This is a genomic window from Polaromonas sp. P3_B1 (assembly GCF_056402935.1).
On record NZ_JBFUGK010000001.1, the window covers coordinates 262957 to 278833 of the forward strand.

22 protein-coding genes and 1 tRNA gene are annotated in these 15877 nt (G+C 60.0%); all 23 read left to right on the top strand.

Annotated elements, in window-relative coordinates:
- Window positions 1-31 precede the first annotated feature (31 nt).
- Window positions 32-1618, top strand: coding sequence for a glycerol-3-phosphate dehydrogenase/oxidase (locus AC1DXS_RS01215; protein ID WP_477735774.1), 1587 nt, complete (start codon window positions 32-34; stop codon window positions 1616-1618).
- A gap of 352 nt (window positions 1619-1970) precedes the next feature.
- The gene (gene rplN / locus AC1DXS_RS01220) at window positions 1971-2339 is read left to right on the top strand and encodes a 50S ribosomal protein L14 (RefSeq protein ID WP_007869247.1); all 369 of its coding nucleotides are present in this window, start codon (window positions 1971-1973) and stop codon (window positions 2337-2339) included.
- A 9-nt stretch (window positions 2340-2348) separates the two neighbouring features.
- Window positions 2349-2669 (top strand): 50S ribosomal protein L24, encoded by a 321-nt coding sequence (gene rplX / locus AC1DXS_RS01225; protein ID WP_007869250.1) that lies wholly within the window; start codon window positions 2349-2351, stop codon window positions 2667-2669.
- A 1-nt stretch (window position 2670) separates the two neighbouring features.
- A complete protein-coding gene (gene rplE / locus AC1DXS_RS01230; RefSeq protein ID WP_074579309.1) occupies window positions 2671-3243 on the top strand; it encodes a 50S ribosomal protein L5 in 573 nt (190 codons plus the stop codon).
- 8 nt (window positions 3244-3251) lie between these two features.
- Entirely contained in the window at window positions 3252-3557 is a 306-nt protein-coding gene (gene rpsN / locus AC1DXS_RS01235; protein ID WP_092130237.1) for a 30S ribosomal protein S14, read from the top strand.
- A gap of 18 nt (window positions 3558-3575) precedes the next feature.
- A complete protein-coding gene (gene rpsH, locus AC1DXS_RS01240) occupies window positions 3576-3971 on the top strand; it encodes a 30S ribosomal protein S8 (RefSeq protein ID WP_007869267.1) in 396 nt (131 codons plus the stop codon).
- Between the two features lie 24 nt (window positions 3972-3995).
- A complete protein-coding gene (rplF, locus tag AC1DXS_RS01245) occupies window positions 3996-4529 on the top strand; it encodes a 50S ribosomal protein L6 (protein WP_413326987.1) in 534 nt (177 codons plus the stop codon).
- Between the two features lie 11 nt (window positions 4530-4540).
- Window positions 4541-4906 (top strand): 50S ribosomal protein L18, encoded by a 366-nt coding sequence (gene rplR / locus AC1DXS_RS01250; RefSeq protein WP_007869273.1) that lies wholly within the window; start codon window positions 4541-4543, stop codon window positions 4904-4906.
- Window positions 4907-4923: 17 nt separating this feature from the next.
- Window positions 4924-5442, top strand: coding sequence for a 30S ribosomal protein S5 (gene rpsE / locus AC1DXS_RS01255; protein ID WP_036838811.1), 519 nt, complete (start codon window positions 4924-4926; stop codon window positions 5440-5442).
- Between the two features lie 12 nt (window positions 5443-5454).
- Complete coding sequence (rpmD, locus tag AC1DXS_RS01260) at window positions 5455-5637, top strand: 50S ribosomal protein L30 (RefSeq protein WP_007869277.1); 183 nt, start codon at window positions 5455-5457, stop codon at window positions 5635-5637.
- A 13-nt stretch (window positions 5638-5650) separates the two neighbouring features.
- Complete coding sequence (rplO, locus tag AC1DXS_RS01265) at window positions 5651-6082, top strand: 50S ribosomal protein L15 (protein WP_477735775.1); 432 nt, start codon at window positions 5651-5653, stop codon at window positions 6080-6082.
- Window positions 6083-6101: 19 nt separating this feature from the next.
- Window positions 6102-7421 carry a preprotein translocase subunit SecY gene (secY, locus tag AC1DXS_RS01270; RefSeq protein ID WP_477735776.1) on the top strand — a complete coding sequence of 440 codons (1320 nt, stop codon included), beginning with the start codon at window positions 6102-6104 and terminating at the stop codon, window positions 7419-7421.
- Window positions 7422-7439: 18 nt separating this feature from the next.
- A complete protein-coding gene (gene infA, locus AC1DXS_RS01275) occupies window positions 7440-7658 on the top strand; it encodes a translation initiation factor IF-1 (RefSeq protein WP_007869286.1) in 219 nt (72 codons plus the stop codon).
- A gap of 30 nt (window positions 7659-7688) precedes the next feature.
- Window positions 7689-7802, top strand: coding sequence for a 50S ribosomal protein L36 (gene rpmJ, locus AC1DXS_RS01280; protein WP_028820150.1), 114 nt, complete (start codon window positions 7689-7691; stop codon window positions 7800-7802).
- Window positions 7803-7826: 24 nt separating this feature from the next.
- A complete protein-coding gene (rpsM, locus tag AC1DXS_RS01285) occupies window positions 7827-8192 on the top strand; it encodes a 30S ribosomal protein S13 (protein ID WP_074579313.1) in 366 nt (121 codons plus the stop codon).
- A gap of 13 nt (window positions 8193-8205) precedes the next feature.
- Complete coding sequence (gene rpsK / locus AC1DXS_RS01290; RefSeq protein WP_007869288.1) at window positions 8206-8610, top strand: 30S ribosomal protein S11; 405 nt, start codon at window positions 8206-8208, stop codon at window positions 8608-8610.
- Window positions 8611-8742: 132 nt separating this feature from the next.
- Window positions 8743-9366: a 30S ribosomal protein S4 gene (rpsD, locus tag AC1DXS_RS01295; protein WP_477735777.1), complete on the top strand. Its 624-nt coding sequence runs from the start codon at window positions 8743-8745 to the stop codon at window positions 9364-9366.
- 94 nt (window positions 9367-9460) lie between these two features.
- Window positions 9461-10450, top strand: coding sequence for a DNA-directed RNA polymerase subunit alpha (locus AC1DXS_RS01300; RefSeq protein WP_007869294.1), 990 nt, complete (start codon window positions 9461-9463; stop codon window positions 10448-10450).
- Window positions 10451-10544: 94 nt separating this feature from the next.
- Window positions 10545-10946, top strand: coding sequence for a 50S ribosomal protein L17 (rplQ, locus tag AC1DXS_RS01305; RefSeq protein ID WP_007869297.1), 402 nt, complete (start codon window positions 10545-10547; stop codon window positions 10944-10946).
- An 18-nt stretch (window positions 10947-10964) separates the two neighbouring features.
- A tRNA-Met gene (locus AC1DXS_RS01310) sits at window positions 10965-11041 on the top strand.
- A gap of 744 nt (window positions 11042-11785) precedes the next feature.
- Complete coding sequence (locus AC1DXS_RS01315) at window positions 11786-13588, top strand: putative Ig domain-containing protein (RefSeq protein ID WP_477735778.1); 1803 nt, start codon at window positions 11786-11788, stop codon at window positions 13586-13588.
- Window positions 13589-14206: 618 nt separating this feature from the next.
- Window positions 14207-14512, top strand: a complete 306-nt coding sequence (locus AC1DXS_RS01320) for a helix-turn-helix domain-containing protein (RefSeq protein ID WP_477735779.1) — start codon at window positions 14207-14209, stop codon at window positions 14510-14512.
- A complete protein-coding gene (locus AC1DXS_RS01325; protein WP_477735780.1) occupies window positions 14509-15867 on the top strand; it encodes a HipA domain-containing protein in 1359 nt (452 codons plus the stop codon). Before AC1DXS_RS01320 ends, AC1DXS_RS01325 begins: the two co-directional genes overlap by 4 nt.
- The last annotated feature ends 10 nt before the right edge of the window (window positions 15868-15877 follow it).

Consider the following 15877-nt stretch of genomic DNA (forward strand, 5'->3'; position numbering starts at 1 on the left):
TGGGTTTGTAATGGAACGGGAATCAAAGCCCATGACAACTGAATTCGCGCCTGCGCAAACGCGGCGCCAGGATCTGATCGATAGCTTGGCCGCGCCTCGCCACTATGACGTCGCCATCATTGGCGGCGGTGCCACAGGCTTGGGCGTGGCGCTTGACGCCGCCGCGCGCGGGTTTTCCGTGGTGCTGGTGGAGTCGCATGATTTCGCCAAGGGCACTTCCTCGCGCGCCACCAAGCTGGTGCACGGCGGCGTGCGCTACCTCGCGCAGGGCAATATCTCGCTGGTGCGCGAGGCTTTGCTCGAGCGCACCACCCTGCTGGCCAATGCGCCGCACCTGGCGCAGCCGCTGCCTTTTGTCATGCCTTCCTACAAATTCTGGGAAGCGCCTTTTTACGGCATAGGGCTCAAGATGTACGACGCGCTGGCCGGCAAGGCCGGCCTGGGCGCGACCGAATTCCTCAATCGCCAGGAAACCCTGGCTTACCTCCCGACGGTGCAGCCGCGGGACCTCAAGGGCGGCGTCAAGTATTGGGACGGCCAGTTTGACGATGCACGGCTGGCGCTGGCGCTGGCCCGCACGGCCGCAAGCCAGGGCGCGCTGCTGGTCAATTACTGCGCGGCCACCGGCCTGATCCATGAAGGCGGCAAGCTGGTCGGCCTGCATGCGCGCGACCAGGAAACCGGCCGCACGTTTGAGATCCGGGCGAACTGCGTGGTGAACGCGGCCGGCGTCTGGGTGGACCAGCTGCGCCTGCAGGACGGCCAGGCCATAGGCCGCGACACCAAGCCCATGGTGGCGCCCAGCCAGGGTGTCCATATCGTGGTGGACCGCTCCTTTCTGCCAACCGACCATGCCCTGCTGGTGCCCAAGACGGCCGACGGCAGGGTGTTGTTTGCCGTGCCCTGGCTGGGTAAAACCATTTTGGGCACCACCGACACGCCGCGCCACGACCTGGCCCGCGAGCCATTGCCTTTCCGGGAAGAGGTCGATTTCATCCTGCGCGAATCGGCGCGTTACCTGAGCCGCGCCCCGGGCCCGGCGGACATCAAAAGCATCTGGGTGGGCTTGCGGCCCCTGGTCAAGCCGCCGGACGACGATGCCGGCAGCACCCAGGCGCTGTCGCGTGAGCACACGGTGCTGGTCAGCAAAAGCGGCCTGGTCACGGTGACCGGCGGGAAATGGACCACTTACCGCGCCATGGCGGAGGACGTACTGGACAAGTGCTTTGGCGCGGCGCTGCTGCCCGCCCGGGCCGGCAGCACCACCGCGCATTTAAAGTTAGTTGGCGCTCACAATTCGGGCCATAAGATCAGCGAGGCCCCCGGCCCTCATCTATATGGCAGCGAGGCGGCTTCCCTGGAGAGCCTGCCGGGCGCCGGGCGCGAGCTGGGCGGCGGCCTGACGGAGGCCATGGTGCGTTTTGCCGCCCGCCATGAATATGCGCGCACGGTGGAAGACGTGCTGGCGAGGCGTTCGCGGCTGCTGTTCCTCGACGCCGCGCTGGCCCGGACCCTTGCGCCGGAAGTGGCGGTCCTGCTGCAGCAGGAAAACGGGGTGGATCCGCAGCTGGACGCATTTTTGGCGCTTTGCGGCCAATACCTGAGCCTGCCCGACTAAGTACTGCTCTGAATCGCTCCGCTTTTTATAGCGGACTTTTCTTTCTGGTATTGATGCCAGGCTAGATTTCATCCCTGAAATTCACTCTCTTGGGGGCGCCGGTTCCAGCCGCGGCTTTGCGGTTCCTGGGCCGCCAGGCCCGCCTGCAAAAGCGCTGTTGGGATATTTTCACAGCAGCCGGTTGACACTGCCAGGTGATTCAGTGATAATCGTGGGCTTCGCTCTAAAAAGGCGAGGAATTCTGCCTAACGGAAGCATTGCAAGTGGTTTGCGGTGTGGACGACAGGCCCAAGACTGATTGGCTGGCGATCCCAAGGGATTGTCTTCCGGTGCAAGTTGGGAACACATTTAAATGATTCAAACGCAATCCAAGCTCGATGTTGCTGACAACACGGGTGCCAAGTCCGTGATGTGCATCAAGGTTCTGGGCGGCTCCAAGCGCCGGTACGCCAGCGTTGGTGACGTCATCAAGGTGAGCATCAAAGAAGCCGCTCCGCGTGGCCGCGTCAAAAAAGGCGAGGTTTACAGCGCAGTGGTCGTTCGCACCGCCAAGGGCATCCGCCGCGGTGACGGCTCCCTCGTCAAATTCGATGGCAACGCAGCCGTGTTGCTTAACGCCAAGCTGGAGCCTATCGGCACCCGCATCTTCGGACCAGTGACGCGCGAACTGCGCACTGAAAAGTTCATGAAGATCGTGTCCCTGGCTCCTGAAGTTCTGTAAGGACGCGCCATGAACAAGATTCGTAAGGGCGACGAGATCATCGTGATCGCCGGTCGCGACAAAGGCAAGCGCGGCAAGATTTCGCTGCGCAAAGACGACAGCCATGTCGTGGTTGAGGGCATTAACCTGGTGAAAAAACACACCAAGCCCAACCCTCTCAAGGGCACCACCGGCGGCATCGTCGAAAAAAGCATGCCGATTCACCAGTCGAACGTGGCAATCTTCAATGCCGCAACCGGCAAGGCGGATCGCGTTGGCATCAAGCTCCTGGCTGACGGCAAGAAAGTGCGCGTCTTCAAGTCCAGCGGCGAAGAAATCAAGGTTGCATAACATGGCAAAGACCGCACCCGCACCAGCTGCTTTGCAGGCCCGCCTGCAAACCCAGTACCGCGAAAAAATCGCCCCCAGCCTGGTTGAAAAATTCGGCTACACCTCGCCCATGCAGGTTCCCCGCATCACCAAGATCACGCTCAACATGGGCGTGAGCGAGGCTGTCGCCGACAAGAAGGTCATGGACAACGCCGTCGGCGACATGACCAAGATCGCCGGCCAGAAGCCCGTCGTGACCAAGGCCAAGAAGGCTATCGCCGGTTTCAAGATCCGCGAAGACCTGCCCATCGGCTGCATGGTGACCCTGCGCGGCGTGAAGATGTATGAGTTCCTCGATCGTTTCGTCACCGTGGCCCTGCCCCGCGTGCGCGACTTCCGCGGTATTTCCGGCCGGGCCTTCGACGGCCGCGGAAACTACAACATCGGCGTGAAAGAGCAGATCATTTTCCCTGAGATCGAGTACGACAAGGTTGACGCCCTGCGCGGTCTCAATATCAGCATCACCACCACGGCAAAGACCGATGAAGAGTGCAAGGCGCTCCTCACCGCTTTCCGTTTTCCGTTCAAGAACTGAGGCGGGACATGGCAAAACAAGCTTTACTGCAACGTGAACTGAAGCGCGAAAAACTCGCCGCCAAGTTCGCCAAAAAATACGCTGAACTCAAGGCGACGTCCAACGACGCCAAGCGCTCCGATGAAGAGCGCGCCCTGGCCCGCCTTGAGCTGCAAAAGTTGCCCCGCAACGCCAACCCGACCCGCCAGCGCAACCGCTGCGAGATCACGGGTCGCCCACGCGGTACGTTCCGTCAATTCGGCCTGGCTCGCGCCAAGATTCGCGAGTTGGCTTTTGCTGGTGATATCCCTGGTATCACCAAGGCAAGCTGGTAAGCATAGGAGAACCACAAAATGAGCATGAGTGATCCTATCGCCGACATGTTGACCCGCATCCGCAATGCACAAATGGTTGAAAAAGCCGTTGTGCTGGTGCCGTCGTCGAAAGTCAAAGTTGCCATCGCGCAGGTGCTGAAGGATGAGGGCTACATCGATGGCTTCTCCGTCAAGACCGACGAAGGCAAGTCCCAGCTGGAAATCGCCCTGAAGTATTACGCAGGCCGCCCCGTGATTGAGCGTATCGAGCGCGTCAGCCGCCCCGGCCTTCGCGTCTACAAAGGCCATGGCGCCATCCCCCAGGTCATGAACGGCCTTGGTGTGGCAATTGTCACGACCCCGAAAGGCGTCATGACCGATCGTAAAGCCCGCGCTACCGGTATCGGTGGTGAAGTGCTTTGCTACGTGGCCTAACGGCGGCATTGAGGAGAAACTGAAATGTCTCGTGTAGGAAAAATGCCGGTCTCCGTCCCTCAGGGCGTGGACGTGGCCATGAAAAACGACCAGATCAACGTCAAGGGCGCCCTCGGCACCCTGGCGCTGACCCAGAACGCGCTTGTCACCATCAAGAACGATGCCGGCAAGCTGACCTTTGAGCCGGCCAACGATTCGCGTGAAGCCAATGCCATGAGCGGCACGATGCGCCAGCTCGTGAACAACATGGTGACCGGCGTGACCAAGGGCTTCGAGAAGAAGCTCAGCCTGATCGGCGTGGGTTACAAGGCCCAGGCCCAAGGCGCCAAGCTGAACCTGACGGTGGGTTACTCCCACCCGGTGGTGATGGACATGCCGGCCGGTATCAAGGTCGAAACGCCTACCCCGACCGAAGTCGTGATCAAGGGTTCTGACCGCCAGCGTGTGGGACAGATCGCCGCCGAAGTGCGCGCCGTCCGTCCTCCCGAGCCTTACAAGGGCAAGGGCATCCGTTATGCGGATGAGAAGATCACGATCAAAGAAACCAAGAAGAAATAAGGAGCTGCATCATGTTGACCAAAAAAGAGCAGCGCCTTCGTCGTTCACGCCAGACCCGCATCCGCATTGCCACGCAAGGCGTTGCCCGTCTGACCGTCAACCGCACCAATCTGCACATCTACGCCAGCGTTATCTCTGGCGACGGCACCAAGGTTCTGGCTGCCGCTTCCACCGCGGAAGTCGAAGTGCGCAAGGAAATCGGCGCCTCCGGTAAAGGCGGAAACGTTGCTGCCGCGCAAGCCATTGGCAAGCGCATTGCCGAGAAGGCAAAAGCAGCAGGTGTAGAAAAAGTGGCGTTTGATCGCGCCGGTTTTGCGTACCACGGCCGCGTCAAAGCGCTGGCTGATGCGGCTCGCGAAGCTGGTTTGCAGTTCTAAGCAGACTGGAATTAAGTATGGCTAAGTTTCAAGCAAAATCGAACAACGACGCTCCAGACGATGGTCTGAAGGAAAAAATGATCGCGGTCAACCGCGTGACCAAAGTCGTGAAGGGCGGCCGTATCCTCGGTTTCGCCGCGCTCACGGTGGTTGGTGACGGTGACGGCCGCGTCGGCATGGGCAAGGGCAAGTCGAAAGAAGTGCCAGCAGCCGTGCAAAAGGCCATGGAAGAAGCGCGTCGCAACATGACCAAGGTCTCGTTGAAGAACGGCACCCTTCACCACAATGTGTTCGGCCACCACGGTGCGGCCAGCGTCATGATGGCGCCGGCTCCCAAGGGTACCGGCATCATTGCCGGCGGCCCGATGCGCGCTGTTTTCGAAGTCATGGGCATTACCGACATCGTGGCCAAGAGCCATGGTTCGAGCAATCCCTACAACATGGTGCGCGCCACCATGGATGCACTGAATAACTCCACGACCGCTTCGGAAATCGCGGCCAAGCGTGGCAAGTCTGTCGAAGAAATCTTCGGTTAAGGCGGCATTGAAATGACCAAAGAAACCAAACTCAAAGTCCAGCTGGTTCGCAGCCCGATTGGCACCAAGGAATCGCATCGCGCCACCGTGCGCGGTCTGGGCCTGCGTGGCGTCAACAGCGTCAGCGAACTGCAGGACACGCCCGCAGTGCGCGGCATGATCAACAAGATCAGCTATCTGGTCAAGATTGTCTGAGCGGAGACTCATCATGGAATTGAACGGAATCAAGCCTGGCCAAGGCGCCAAACATGCCAAGCGCCGTGTCGGCCGCGGCATCGGCTCCGGCCTGGGTAAAACGTCGGGTCGCGGCCACAAGGGCCAGAAGTCCCGTGCGGGCGGCTACCACAAGGTGGGCTTCGAGGGCGGTCAAATGCCCATGCAGCGCCGCTTGCCCAAGCGCGGCTTCAAGTCGCACCTGCTGAAGTTCAACGCAGAGGTCACCCTCGGCGCGCTGGAGCAGCTCGGCTTGGCCGAAGTGGATCTGCTGGCACTGAAGACGGCCGGCCTGGTGGGCCAGCTCGCCAAGAACGTCAAGGTCATCAAGTCGGGTGAACTGTCCAAGGCTGTGAAGCTGAACGGCATTTCCGCTACGGCCGGTGCCAAGGCTGTCATCGAAGCCGCCGGCGGCTCCATCGCTTAATATCTGACTGGATAAATCAGTGGCAACCAACTCGGCTCAAATTGCGAAAACCGGCAAGTACGGTGACTTGCGCAACAGGCTTGTGTTTTTGCTGCTGGCCCTGGTGGTGTACCGCATTGGCGCGCACATCCCGGTGCCGGGGATTGACCCTGGCCAGCTGAAAGAGCTTTTCAAGGGCCAGCAAGGCGGCATACTGAACCTGTTCAATATGTTCTCCGGCGGTGCCCTGTCGCGATTCACCGTGTTTGCCCTGGGCATCATGCCCTACATCTCGGCTTCGATCATCATGCAGTTGATGACCTACGTCGTTCCGACGTTCGAGCAGATGAAAAAAGAGGGTGAAGCCGGCCGTCGCAAGATCACCCAGTACACGCGCTACGGCACGCTGGCCCTGGCCTTGTTCCAGTCCATGGGCATTGCCGTGGCACTGGAAAGCTCACCGGGCCTGGTTCTGGCACCTGGTTTTGGTTTCCGCATGACGGCTGTTTTCAGCCTGACGGCCGGCACCATGTTCCTCATGTGGCTGGGCGAGCAGATCACCGAACGCGGTCTGGGCAACGGTATTTCGATCCTGATCTTTGCAGGCATCGCAGCCGGCTTGCCGAACGCGATGGGTGGTTTGCTGGAGCTGGTTCGTACCGGCGCCATGAGCATCGTGGTGGCGATCGTGATCGTCGCGGTCGTCGTGTTGGTGACGTACTTCGTGGTGTTCGTGGAACGCGGGCAGCGCAAGATTCTTGTGAATTACGCGCGGCGCCAGGTGGGCAACAAGGTCTACGGTGGGCAGTCATCGCACTTGCCGCTGAAGCTGAACATGGCGGGTGTGATCCCTCCGATCTTCGCTTCGTCGATCATCTTGTTGCCTGCAACGGTGGTGGGTTGGTTCAGCGCCGGCGAAAGCATGCGCTGGTTGAAGGACATCGCCAGCACGCTGACGCCCGGCCAGCCGATCTACGTGATGCTCTATGCCAGCGCGATTGTGTTTTTCTGCTTCTTCTACACGGCCCTGGTGTTCAACAGCCGTGAGACGGCGGACAACCTGAAGAAGAGCGGCGCTTTCATTCCCGGCATCCGGCCTGGGGACCAGACGGCCCGCTACATTGACAAAATCCTGGTGCGCTTGACGCTGGCAGGTGCGGTGTACATCACTTTCGTGTGTCTGCTGCCGGAGTTTCTGATTTTGAAATACAACGTGCCTTTCTATTTCGGCGGCACGTCGTTGATGATTATTGTCGTGGTGACCATGGATTTCATGGCCCAGGTACAGAACTACATGATGTCGCAACAGTATGAGTCGTTGCTTAAAAAGGCGAACTTCAAGACGTCACTGGGCGGTTAACTGGGTATTTGATGGGATATGTCTAAAGACGATGTGATCCAGATGCAAGGCGAGGTTGTGGAAAACCTTCCTAATGCAACTTTCAGGGTGAAGCTGGAAAATGGACACGTTGTACTGGGGCACATCTCGGGAAAAATGCGGATGCACTACATTCGCATCCTTCCCGGTGACAAGGTAACGGTTGAATTGACGCCTTACGATTTATCACGGGCACGCATTGTTTTCCGTGCCAAGTAGGCACAGAGTGAAAGTTTAGGAGTAATAGAAATGAGAGTTTCAGCTTCGGTCAAGAAGATTTGCCGCAACTGCAAGGTTATCCGTCGCAAGGGCGTTGTCCGTGTGATCTGCACGGACCCGCGCCACAAACAGCGTCAAGGCTGATTTCAAGAGTTTTAGAGGACGAACATGGCTCGTATCGCTGGTATCAATATTCCGCCGCAGCAGCACGCCGAAATCGGCTTGACTGCTATCTTTGGCATCGGTCGCACACGCGCTCGCAAAATTTGCGAAGCATGCGACATTGCCTACGCCAAGAAGGTCAAAGACCTGACCGACGGCGACCTGGAAAAAATCCGTGAGCAGATCGCCCTGTTCACCATCGAAGGTGACTTGCGTCGTGAGACCACGATGAACATCAAGCGCCTGATGGACATCGGCTGCTACCGCGGCTTCCGCCACCGTCGTGGCCTGCCCATGCGCGGCCAGCGCACCCGGACCAATGCCCGTACCCGTAAGGGTCCGCGCAAGGCCGCTGCAGCTTTGAAGAAATAATTGAGAGGTCGTCATGGCAAAATCACCAAGCAATAACGCCGCACAGCGCGTTCGCAAGAAGGTTCGCAAGAACGTGGCCGATGGTATCGCCCACGTGCACGCTTCTTTCAACAACACGATCATCACCATCACGGATCGCCAAGGCAATGCTTTGTCCTGGGCCTCCTCCGGTGGCCAGGGCTTCAAGGGCTCGCGTAAATCCACGCCTTTTGCAGCGCAGGTCGCTTCGGAAGTCGCAGGCCGCGCCGCCATTGAGCAGGGCATCAAGAACCTTGATGTTGAAATCAAGGGTCCTGGTCCCGGCCGTGAGTCGTCGGTTCGCGCATTGGGCGCACTGGGCATCCGGATCAATTCCATTGCCGATGTGACCCCGGTTCCGCACAACGGCTGCCGCCCGCAAAAGCGCCGCCGCATTTAATCCCCCGTGCCTGGCTGTCCGACGGGTGTTGTACTCCGTCAGATACCAGGCATTTTTACCAAGCCCACCGCCGGCAGGTCACGACCTCCGGCTCCTGCATGTAAATGCAGCAGATGAAAAAAGGACACTCAAGTGGCACGTTATCTCGGCCCCAAGGCCAAACTATCCCGCCGTGAAGGCACCGACCTTTTCCTGAAGAGCGCCCGCCGCGCCATCAGCGACAAGGCCAAATTCGACTCCAAGCCAGGTCAGCACGGCCGTACCTCTGGTACCCGCACCTCCGACTTCGGCCTCCAGCTGCGCGAAAAGCAAAAAGTCAAGCGCATGTACGGCGTGCTCGAGAAGCAATTCCGCCGTTACTTCGAAGAAGCTGACCGCCGCAAGGGCAACACCGGCGCCAACTTGCTGTTCCTCCTGGAATGCCGCCTGGACAACGTGGTCTATCGTATGGGCTTCGGCTCGACCCGCGCTGAAGCACGCCAGCTGGTGTCGCACAAAGCCATCACGGTCAACGGTGCTTCGGTCAACATTCCTTCGTACATGGTGAAGGCCGGCGACGTCATCGCCGTGCGCGAAAAGTCGAAGAAGCAGACCCGCATCACCGAAGCTCTCGAGCTCGCAAAACAGGTCGGCCTGCCCGCTTGGGTCGATGTGAACGCCGACAAGGGCGAAGGCACCTTCAAGAAGGTTCCTGACCGCGATGAGTTTGCCGCCGACATCAACGAATCGTTGATCGTCGAGTTGTACTCACGCTAATTTTCGTTCCTGCGGCACGGGGCACCGTGCCGCCAGGGTGTGCTTCGCCGGCCTTATCGGTGTAACGAACCGAGGGTATTGAGAGGAAGACTGCATGCAGACCAATTTGTTGAAACCAAAAACCATCAATGTTGAGCAGCTTGGCGCCAATCGCGCCAAGGTGACTCTGGAGCCGTTCGAGCGTGGCTACGGCCACACGCTGGGCAACGCGCTGCGCCGCGTACTGTTGTCATCCATGGTCGGCCACGCCGCCACCGAAGTCACCATCGCGGGTGTCCTGCACGAGTACTCGTCGATCGACGGTGTGCAGGAAGACGTCGTCAACATCCTGTTGAACCTCAAGGGCGTGGTGTTCAAGCTCCACAACCGCGATGAAGTCACGCTGAGCCTGCGCAAGGACGGCGAAGGCCCCGTTACGGCGGCCGACATCCAGACCCCGCACGACGTGGAAATCATCAACCCTGAGCACGTGATCGTGAACCTGTCGCACGGCGGCAAGATCGACATGCAGATCAAGGTTGAAAACGGCCGCGGCTATGTGCCGGGCAATCAGCGCCGCTACGGCGACGAGTCGCCGAAATCCATCGGCCGCATCGTGCTGGACGCCTCGTTCTCGCCCGTCAAGCGCGTGAGCTACACCGTCGAAAGCGCCCGCGTCGAGCAGCGCACCGACCTCGACAAGCTCGTGCTGGAAATCGAGACCAACGGCGCCGTGACCGCGGAAGACGCAGTCCGTGCCTCGGCCAAGATCTTGGTTGAGCAGCTCGCGGTGTTCGCGCAGCTCGAAGGCAATGAACTGGCAGCGTTCGATGCGCCCGTTCAGCGCAGCTCGCAGCAGTTCGACCCCATCCTGCTGCGCCCCGTCGACGAGCTCGAACTCACCGTCCGCTCGGCGAACTGCCTCAAGGCCGAAAACATTTACTACATTGGCGACCTGATCCAGCGCACTGAAAACGAGCTGCTCAAGACCCCCAATCTGGGACGCAAATCCCTCAATGAAATCAAGGAAGTGCTGGCTTCCCGCGGCCTCACCCTCGGTATGCGCCTGGAAAGCTGGCCTCCCGCCGGCCTCGACAAGCGTTAATAAATTAATTGTTGAACCCAAGACCCGCCTGATAGGGGTCTCGCACGGGCAGTACCTGATACGGCTGCCCGGATTTTAAAAAAGGAAATTGATCATGCGCCACGGACACGGACTACGTAAACTCAACCGCACCAGCGAGCACCGCCTCGCCATGCTGCGCAACATGATGAACTCGCTGCTGCAGCACGAAGTCATCAAAACCACCCTGCCCAAGGCCAAGGAACTGCGCCGCGTGGTCGAGCCCATGATCACCCTGGGCAAGGAACCCACGCTGGCCAACAAGCGCCTGGCATTCGACCGCCTGCGCGACCGCGACATGGTCGTCAAGCTCTTCGCTGAAATCGGCCCCCGCTACAAGGCCCGCCCAGGCGGCTACACCCGTATCCTGAAGATGGGTTTCCGCGTTGGCGACAATGCGCCCATGGCCCTGGTCGAACTGGTGGACCGCCCTGAAGTGTCGGAAGACACTACCGCTGACGCGGCCAAGGCAGAGTAAGCTACAATATACAAATACCGCGCGGTGGAGCAGCCTGGTAGCTCGTTGGGCTCATAACCCAAAGGTCGTAAGTTCAAATCTTGCCCGCGCAACCAACACCCTAGCTAACCAAGCTAGTAGTAAAACGCCCACTTTATGTGGGCGTTTTGCTTTCTGTCGCATCTGTGCAGATGCATTCTTTTGCTACACCCTATCCCTTTTTAAAGGGAGCCAGCGGCATCCCTCAGGTGCAATGCTTGAGCATGCTTTTCTTGGCTTGTACCGCCTGTTTGTTGGTGAGCTTGATTGCGAAACGGCGACCACATCGTTGTGTCCGGAACCGAGCGTACAAAGCCCCCATCCAGTCCAGCAGGCGTGTTGCCTGCGCAGGCAGACAAAGCAACTTGGCATTGCCGCGGCCTTCAGACCAAGAGGACCTGACTACGCAATGTCCGGGCGCCTCCGGATTCAGCTGGCCAACCTCCGCCAGGAGGGGGCATGCGCCATAAGCATGAGTTCATGCAAGCGCTTGCTGTGGGAAAGACGTTCACATTGCCTTCGTGGAGACAATGTTGCGCCAAATTCTTTTTGAACTGACTAACCTCGATATCAACATCAGCGCATTGTTTTGAGGCGCTGCGTGCCACTGAAAGGATCATGTATGTTGCACTTTATCGAGCTAAGTCAGTTCTCGGCCGAAGATATCGAGACAACCCAGTCGCTAAGGGAGCAGATGAGTCACAGCACAGACCACATCGTGCGCTGGGCTGAGTGGAAGGCAGATCTTTCGGGCGCGCACTCCTGGCCCGACATCACTTTGATCAATGCGAAGCGCTTGGACTGGAAGCAGCTCAAATGGGTTGTCAATCAATGCACTGCTGAAACCATTGTGCTCACGGGATGCGCTGACTTTGGGCGGCAACACCCGTGCAGCAACCGTCACCGGCACCACCTGGAGCTACACCCTCACGGCGGCGGACATCACCGCCATGGGCCAAGGTGCGGAGACCCTGTCGGTGACTCAGACGGATGCGGGCGGTAACGTGAGCACGGCTGGCACGCATGCCATCTCGCTGGACACCATTGCGCCAGTCGTCACCAGCACCTCCCTGAACGCAGCCGAGAACGGTACCGCTGTGGCCACCCTGGCAGCCACCGACGCCGGCGCCGTCACCTGGAGCGCCACCCTGGGCGGCGCGGACGCAGCCCTGTTCTCCCTCACCAGCGCCGGCGTGCTGACCTTCAACGCCGCCAAGAACTACGAGACCCCTGACGATGCCGGCGCCAACCGCGTCTACGACCTGACTGTGCAAGCCAGCGACGCCGCCGGCAACAGCACCAGCCAGGCGATCACCGTCAACCTCACCAACGTCAACGAAGCGCCCACCGTCACCGCGCCCACGGCCGACAGCTCCACCGGTGTGGGCCTGAGCATGACTTCCATCAACGCCGCGGCCGCCTTCACCGACCCCGATGTGGGCGCCCCCGCCTTCAACACCCTGAGCTACAGCCTCTCCGGTGGTCCGGCTGGTGTCAGCATCGATGTCAACACCGGCGTCATCAGCGGCACACCCACCGTGGCTGGCAGCTACAACGTCACCGTCACCGCCAGCGACGGCACCAACTCGGTGAACGATGTGTTCGTGCTCGACGTTCTCAACCCCCCGGCCTTGAACGTCAGCCAGACCCTGGATGGCGTCACCAACCTGGACGTCACCTCCGCGCTCGTCATCGGCTTTAACCAGGCTGTGAGCCTGAACAGCACCGGTACCCAGCACATCAAGATATTCGATGACATGGGCACCTCCGGCTGGACGCTCACCAACACCACCACCGGCGAGACCAAGCAGGACGTCTTTGACAACGACGTGGACATCACCATGACCAACGGCGTGGCCACGGCCGTCACCATCGGCGGGGTGGACTACACCAGCCGCTTTGACCTGGCCAACTCCGTCAAGGCCGTGGGCAGCAACCTGCTCATCAACCTGCTGCAGGCCACGGGCTCGCACGCCAGCACGGCCGGCGCCAGCGACTCCATCGCCTTTGACTGGGACTTCGGCGCCAACTACCACGTCAACCTCGATGCCAGTGTCGTGGTGGCCAACGGGCTGGGCAATGCGGCGCTGACCAACGCCACGACGCTGAACTTCACCACCGTCGCGCCGATTGACGCGGCCGCGGGCGCGGCTTCGCAGAAGATGGACGTGACGGGCGCCAGCACGGCGCTGTCGGCAGGCTACACCTGGCACAGCGGCCATGTGCAGGACTCCACCGCGCCGGGCCTGGCGCTGGACTTCAGCAGCGGCGCGCATGCGCTGTACATCCAGTCGGACGGTGCCAACACCAAGACCTCCACCATGGCCGGCCGTGTGCTGCTGTCGGGCCTGGGCACCGACGACGTGATCTACAACGACAACTCCGGCAATATGGCCATGGCGTCGACCGAGGGTCTGCAAACGGCCATCTATACCGGTGCCATCGCCGCCAACACCCTCAAGCGCTCACTGAACAACAGCGACAGCGGCCTGAACCAGGAGGTGGTGTTCGCGGACTTCCAGAGCGCGCACGGCTCGTGGACCAACATCACTTCGCTCAACGGAGGAGACAACACGCTGGAGAACGCGACCCACTTCAACGCCAACATCGTCATCTTCGGCTGATCACGTAGCCACTACCGGATGTCATCCGGGCTTGTGGAAAGGGTCCAGGGCCGGTGCGGCTTCCACTGCACCGGCCCTGGCCTGCTTTCATGAAGCGGAATCCTGCTTGCAGGACCTTCCATTCATCCCAGGATTCCCGAGCCTTGTGAGTGGGTCCCCGGTCTTGCCGCGAATTCAACACAGGCCGCCTTCAGGCTTGAAACTCGCCGCTTGGCATGCCCTTTCGCGGGGTTTCTATGACCGGGGCCGTGGTCGGCGAATACCCGACATCTTTTGGCGCTATCAGCGAGATGTACGGGTGCTGGATGGCTTCATCCCGCAGAGGGGGACGTGGAGCATTCCTTCACGAACTTCAAGGGTGACGTTCAGGCTCGCCAGAATGCTGGCACCCATTCCCGCTTTTACCAATGCCTTGATGGCTCCAAGGCGCTTGCCTGCAACCCCTCAATCGCCGGGGTAAACCGACCGGCCATCAGGTTTGAGTCAAATTGTTCCGTTATTACGTAATTAACGTATTGGAACTACAATTCCAAAGCAATGTTTCGCTATTCCGAAATATTATGGTGAATTCATATCCTTTGACTATAATTTCGTACTAACGAAATTATTGGAGGAATTTTGGCACGACGTTTACCTCCGACGCTTGACGCAGTAGACCCCCAGATCCGGGACCTGGCTGCTCTAGGCGCCGCCGTGCGCAACGCCAGGGCCCACGCCCGGTTGCGTATTGACGATGCCGCCGCCTTCGGCGGGGTTTCCGCGGACCTGCTTTCGCGCCTTGAGAACGGAAAGCCCGTCACGACAGACCGGCTGCTGAAGGTGCTGGAGGCGATGGGTCTGGTGATGCTGGTGGTTTCCCGTGACGAGGCATGGAACCTCCGGGCAACAGCTGCCCGCACTTCGGTACCGAAGGACTCTGTGTGAGCGCGCTGCCGGTTCTGGATCCCGATCGTGCACTGGATGTGTTTTGCGGCGTCGACCAGGTCGGGCAGTTGGCCTTCGACCCGGACCAGGACCAATTCAATTTTTCCTACAGCGCTGAATGGCTCCGGCATCCAGGCCGCTTTCAGCTAACCCCGCACATACCGTTTGAGGGTGGAATATCACATGTTGCCATCCGGCGCTATATCGACAACCTGCTGCCGGAAGGGCGGGCGCTGGACGTGGTGTCCAGCTTCACGCATATCCAGAAAACCCATCTGTTCGGCCTCATTCGTGTGCTGGGTCGGGAGACTGCCGGCGCCTTGAGTTTTCTGCCTGCCGGGCAGACTCCCCAAGCCCAGGACCCCATCCGCAGAAAGGTGGGTCATGAGGAACTGCAACAGCGCATCGACGAGCGCAACAGCGTGCCGTTCGCGGTGTGGGACGGCCGGGTGCGGATGTCGGTGGCGGGATACCAGGACAAGCTCCTGGTGCTGCGCGAGGGCGATGAGCTGTTTCTGGCGGATGGAGCACTCGCTTCGACGCACATTCTCAAACCCGAACCGCTGAACGAACACCTTCCATTCATGGTGGCCAACGAGCACTTCTGCATGAAGCTGGTCAATCGCCTCAGCCGGCTGCGCCTGAAAGAGGACTGGGCGGCGCAGGTGGAGATTTTGCGGGTGCCGGCGCCGGTGTTATGCGTGGCGCGCTTTGACCGCTTCCGCGTGGACGGGGCCATCCGGCGCCGCCACGTCATTGACGGGTGCCAGGCGCTGAACCTGCCGGTTTCGGCCAAGTACGAGCGGACGCTGGGAAATGCGGCGGACGTGCGGCACATCCGCGACGGCGCGAGCTTTCAAGCGCTGGCAGCGCTGCGGCCGAGTCTGGCCAACGCAGCCGTAGGGGTGCGCCAGATGGCCATGTGGGCTGTCACCACGCTGCTGCTGGGAAACAGCGACGCACACGGCAAGAACATTTCCTTCTTCGGCCAGGGCGAAACACTCTCCGTGGCGCCTTTCTACGATCTGGTGTGCGTGGCCGTGTATGACGGCAAGCGGATCGACCATGAACTGGCGATGGCCTTCGGCGATGAATTCGATTTGCCTGCCGTGAAGTCATTCGCGCTGGCGGACTTCTGTGAGCGCCTGGGGTTTCCCCGGAAAACTTTCGCGCGAGAACTCAAGCAGCTGTGCGGCTGGGCCAAAGAGGAGGCGCAGCGGCAGGCCCTTGATCCTGTTTATGTCGGTGAGGAGCGCCAGTTCGTGCAAAGGTTGGCCGACTACATCGCAGGCAGAGCGGAATTCCTTCTGGCGCAGGCAGGCGATGTTTCGAGGTACAAGGACGATCTGTTCTGACGCTTCACTT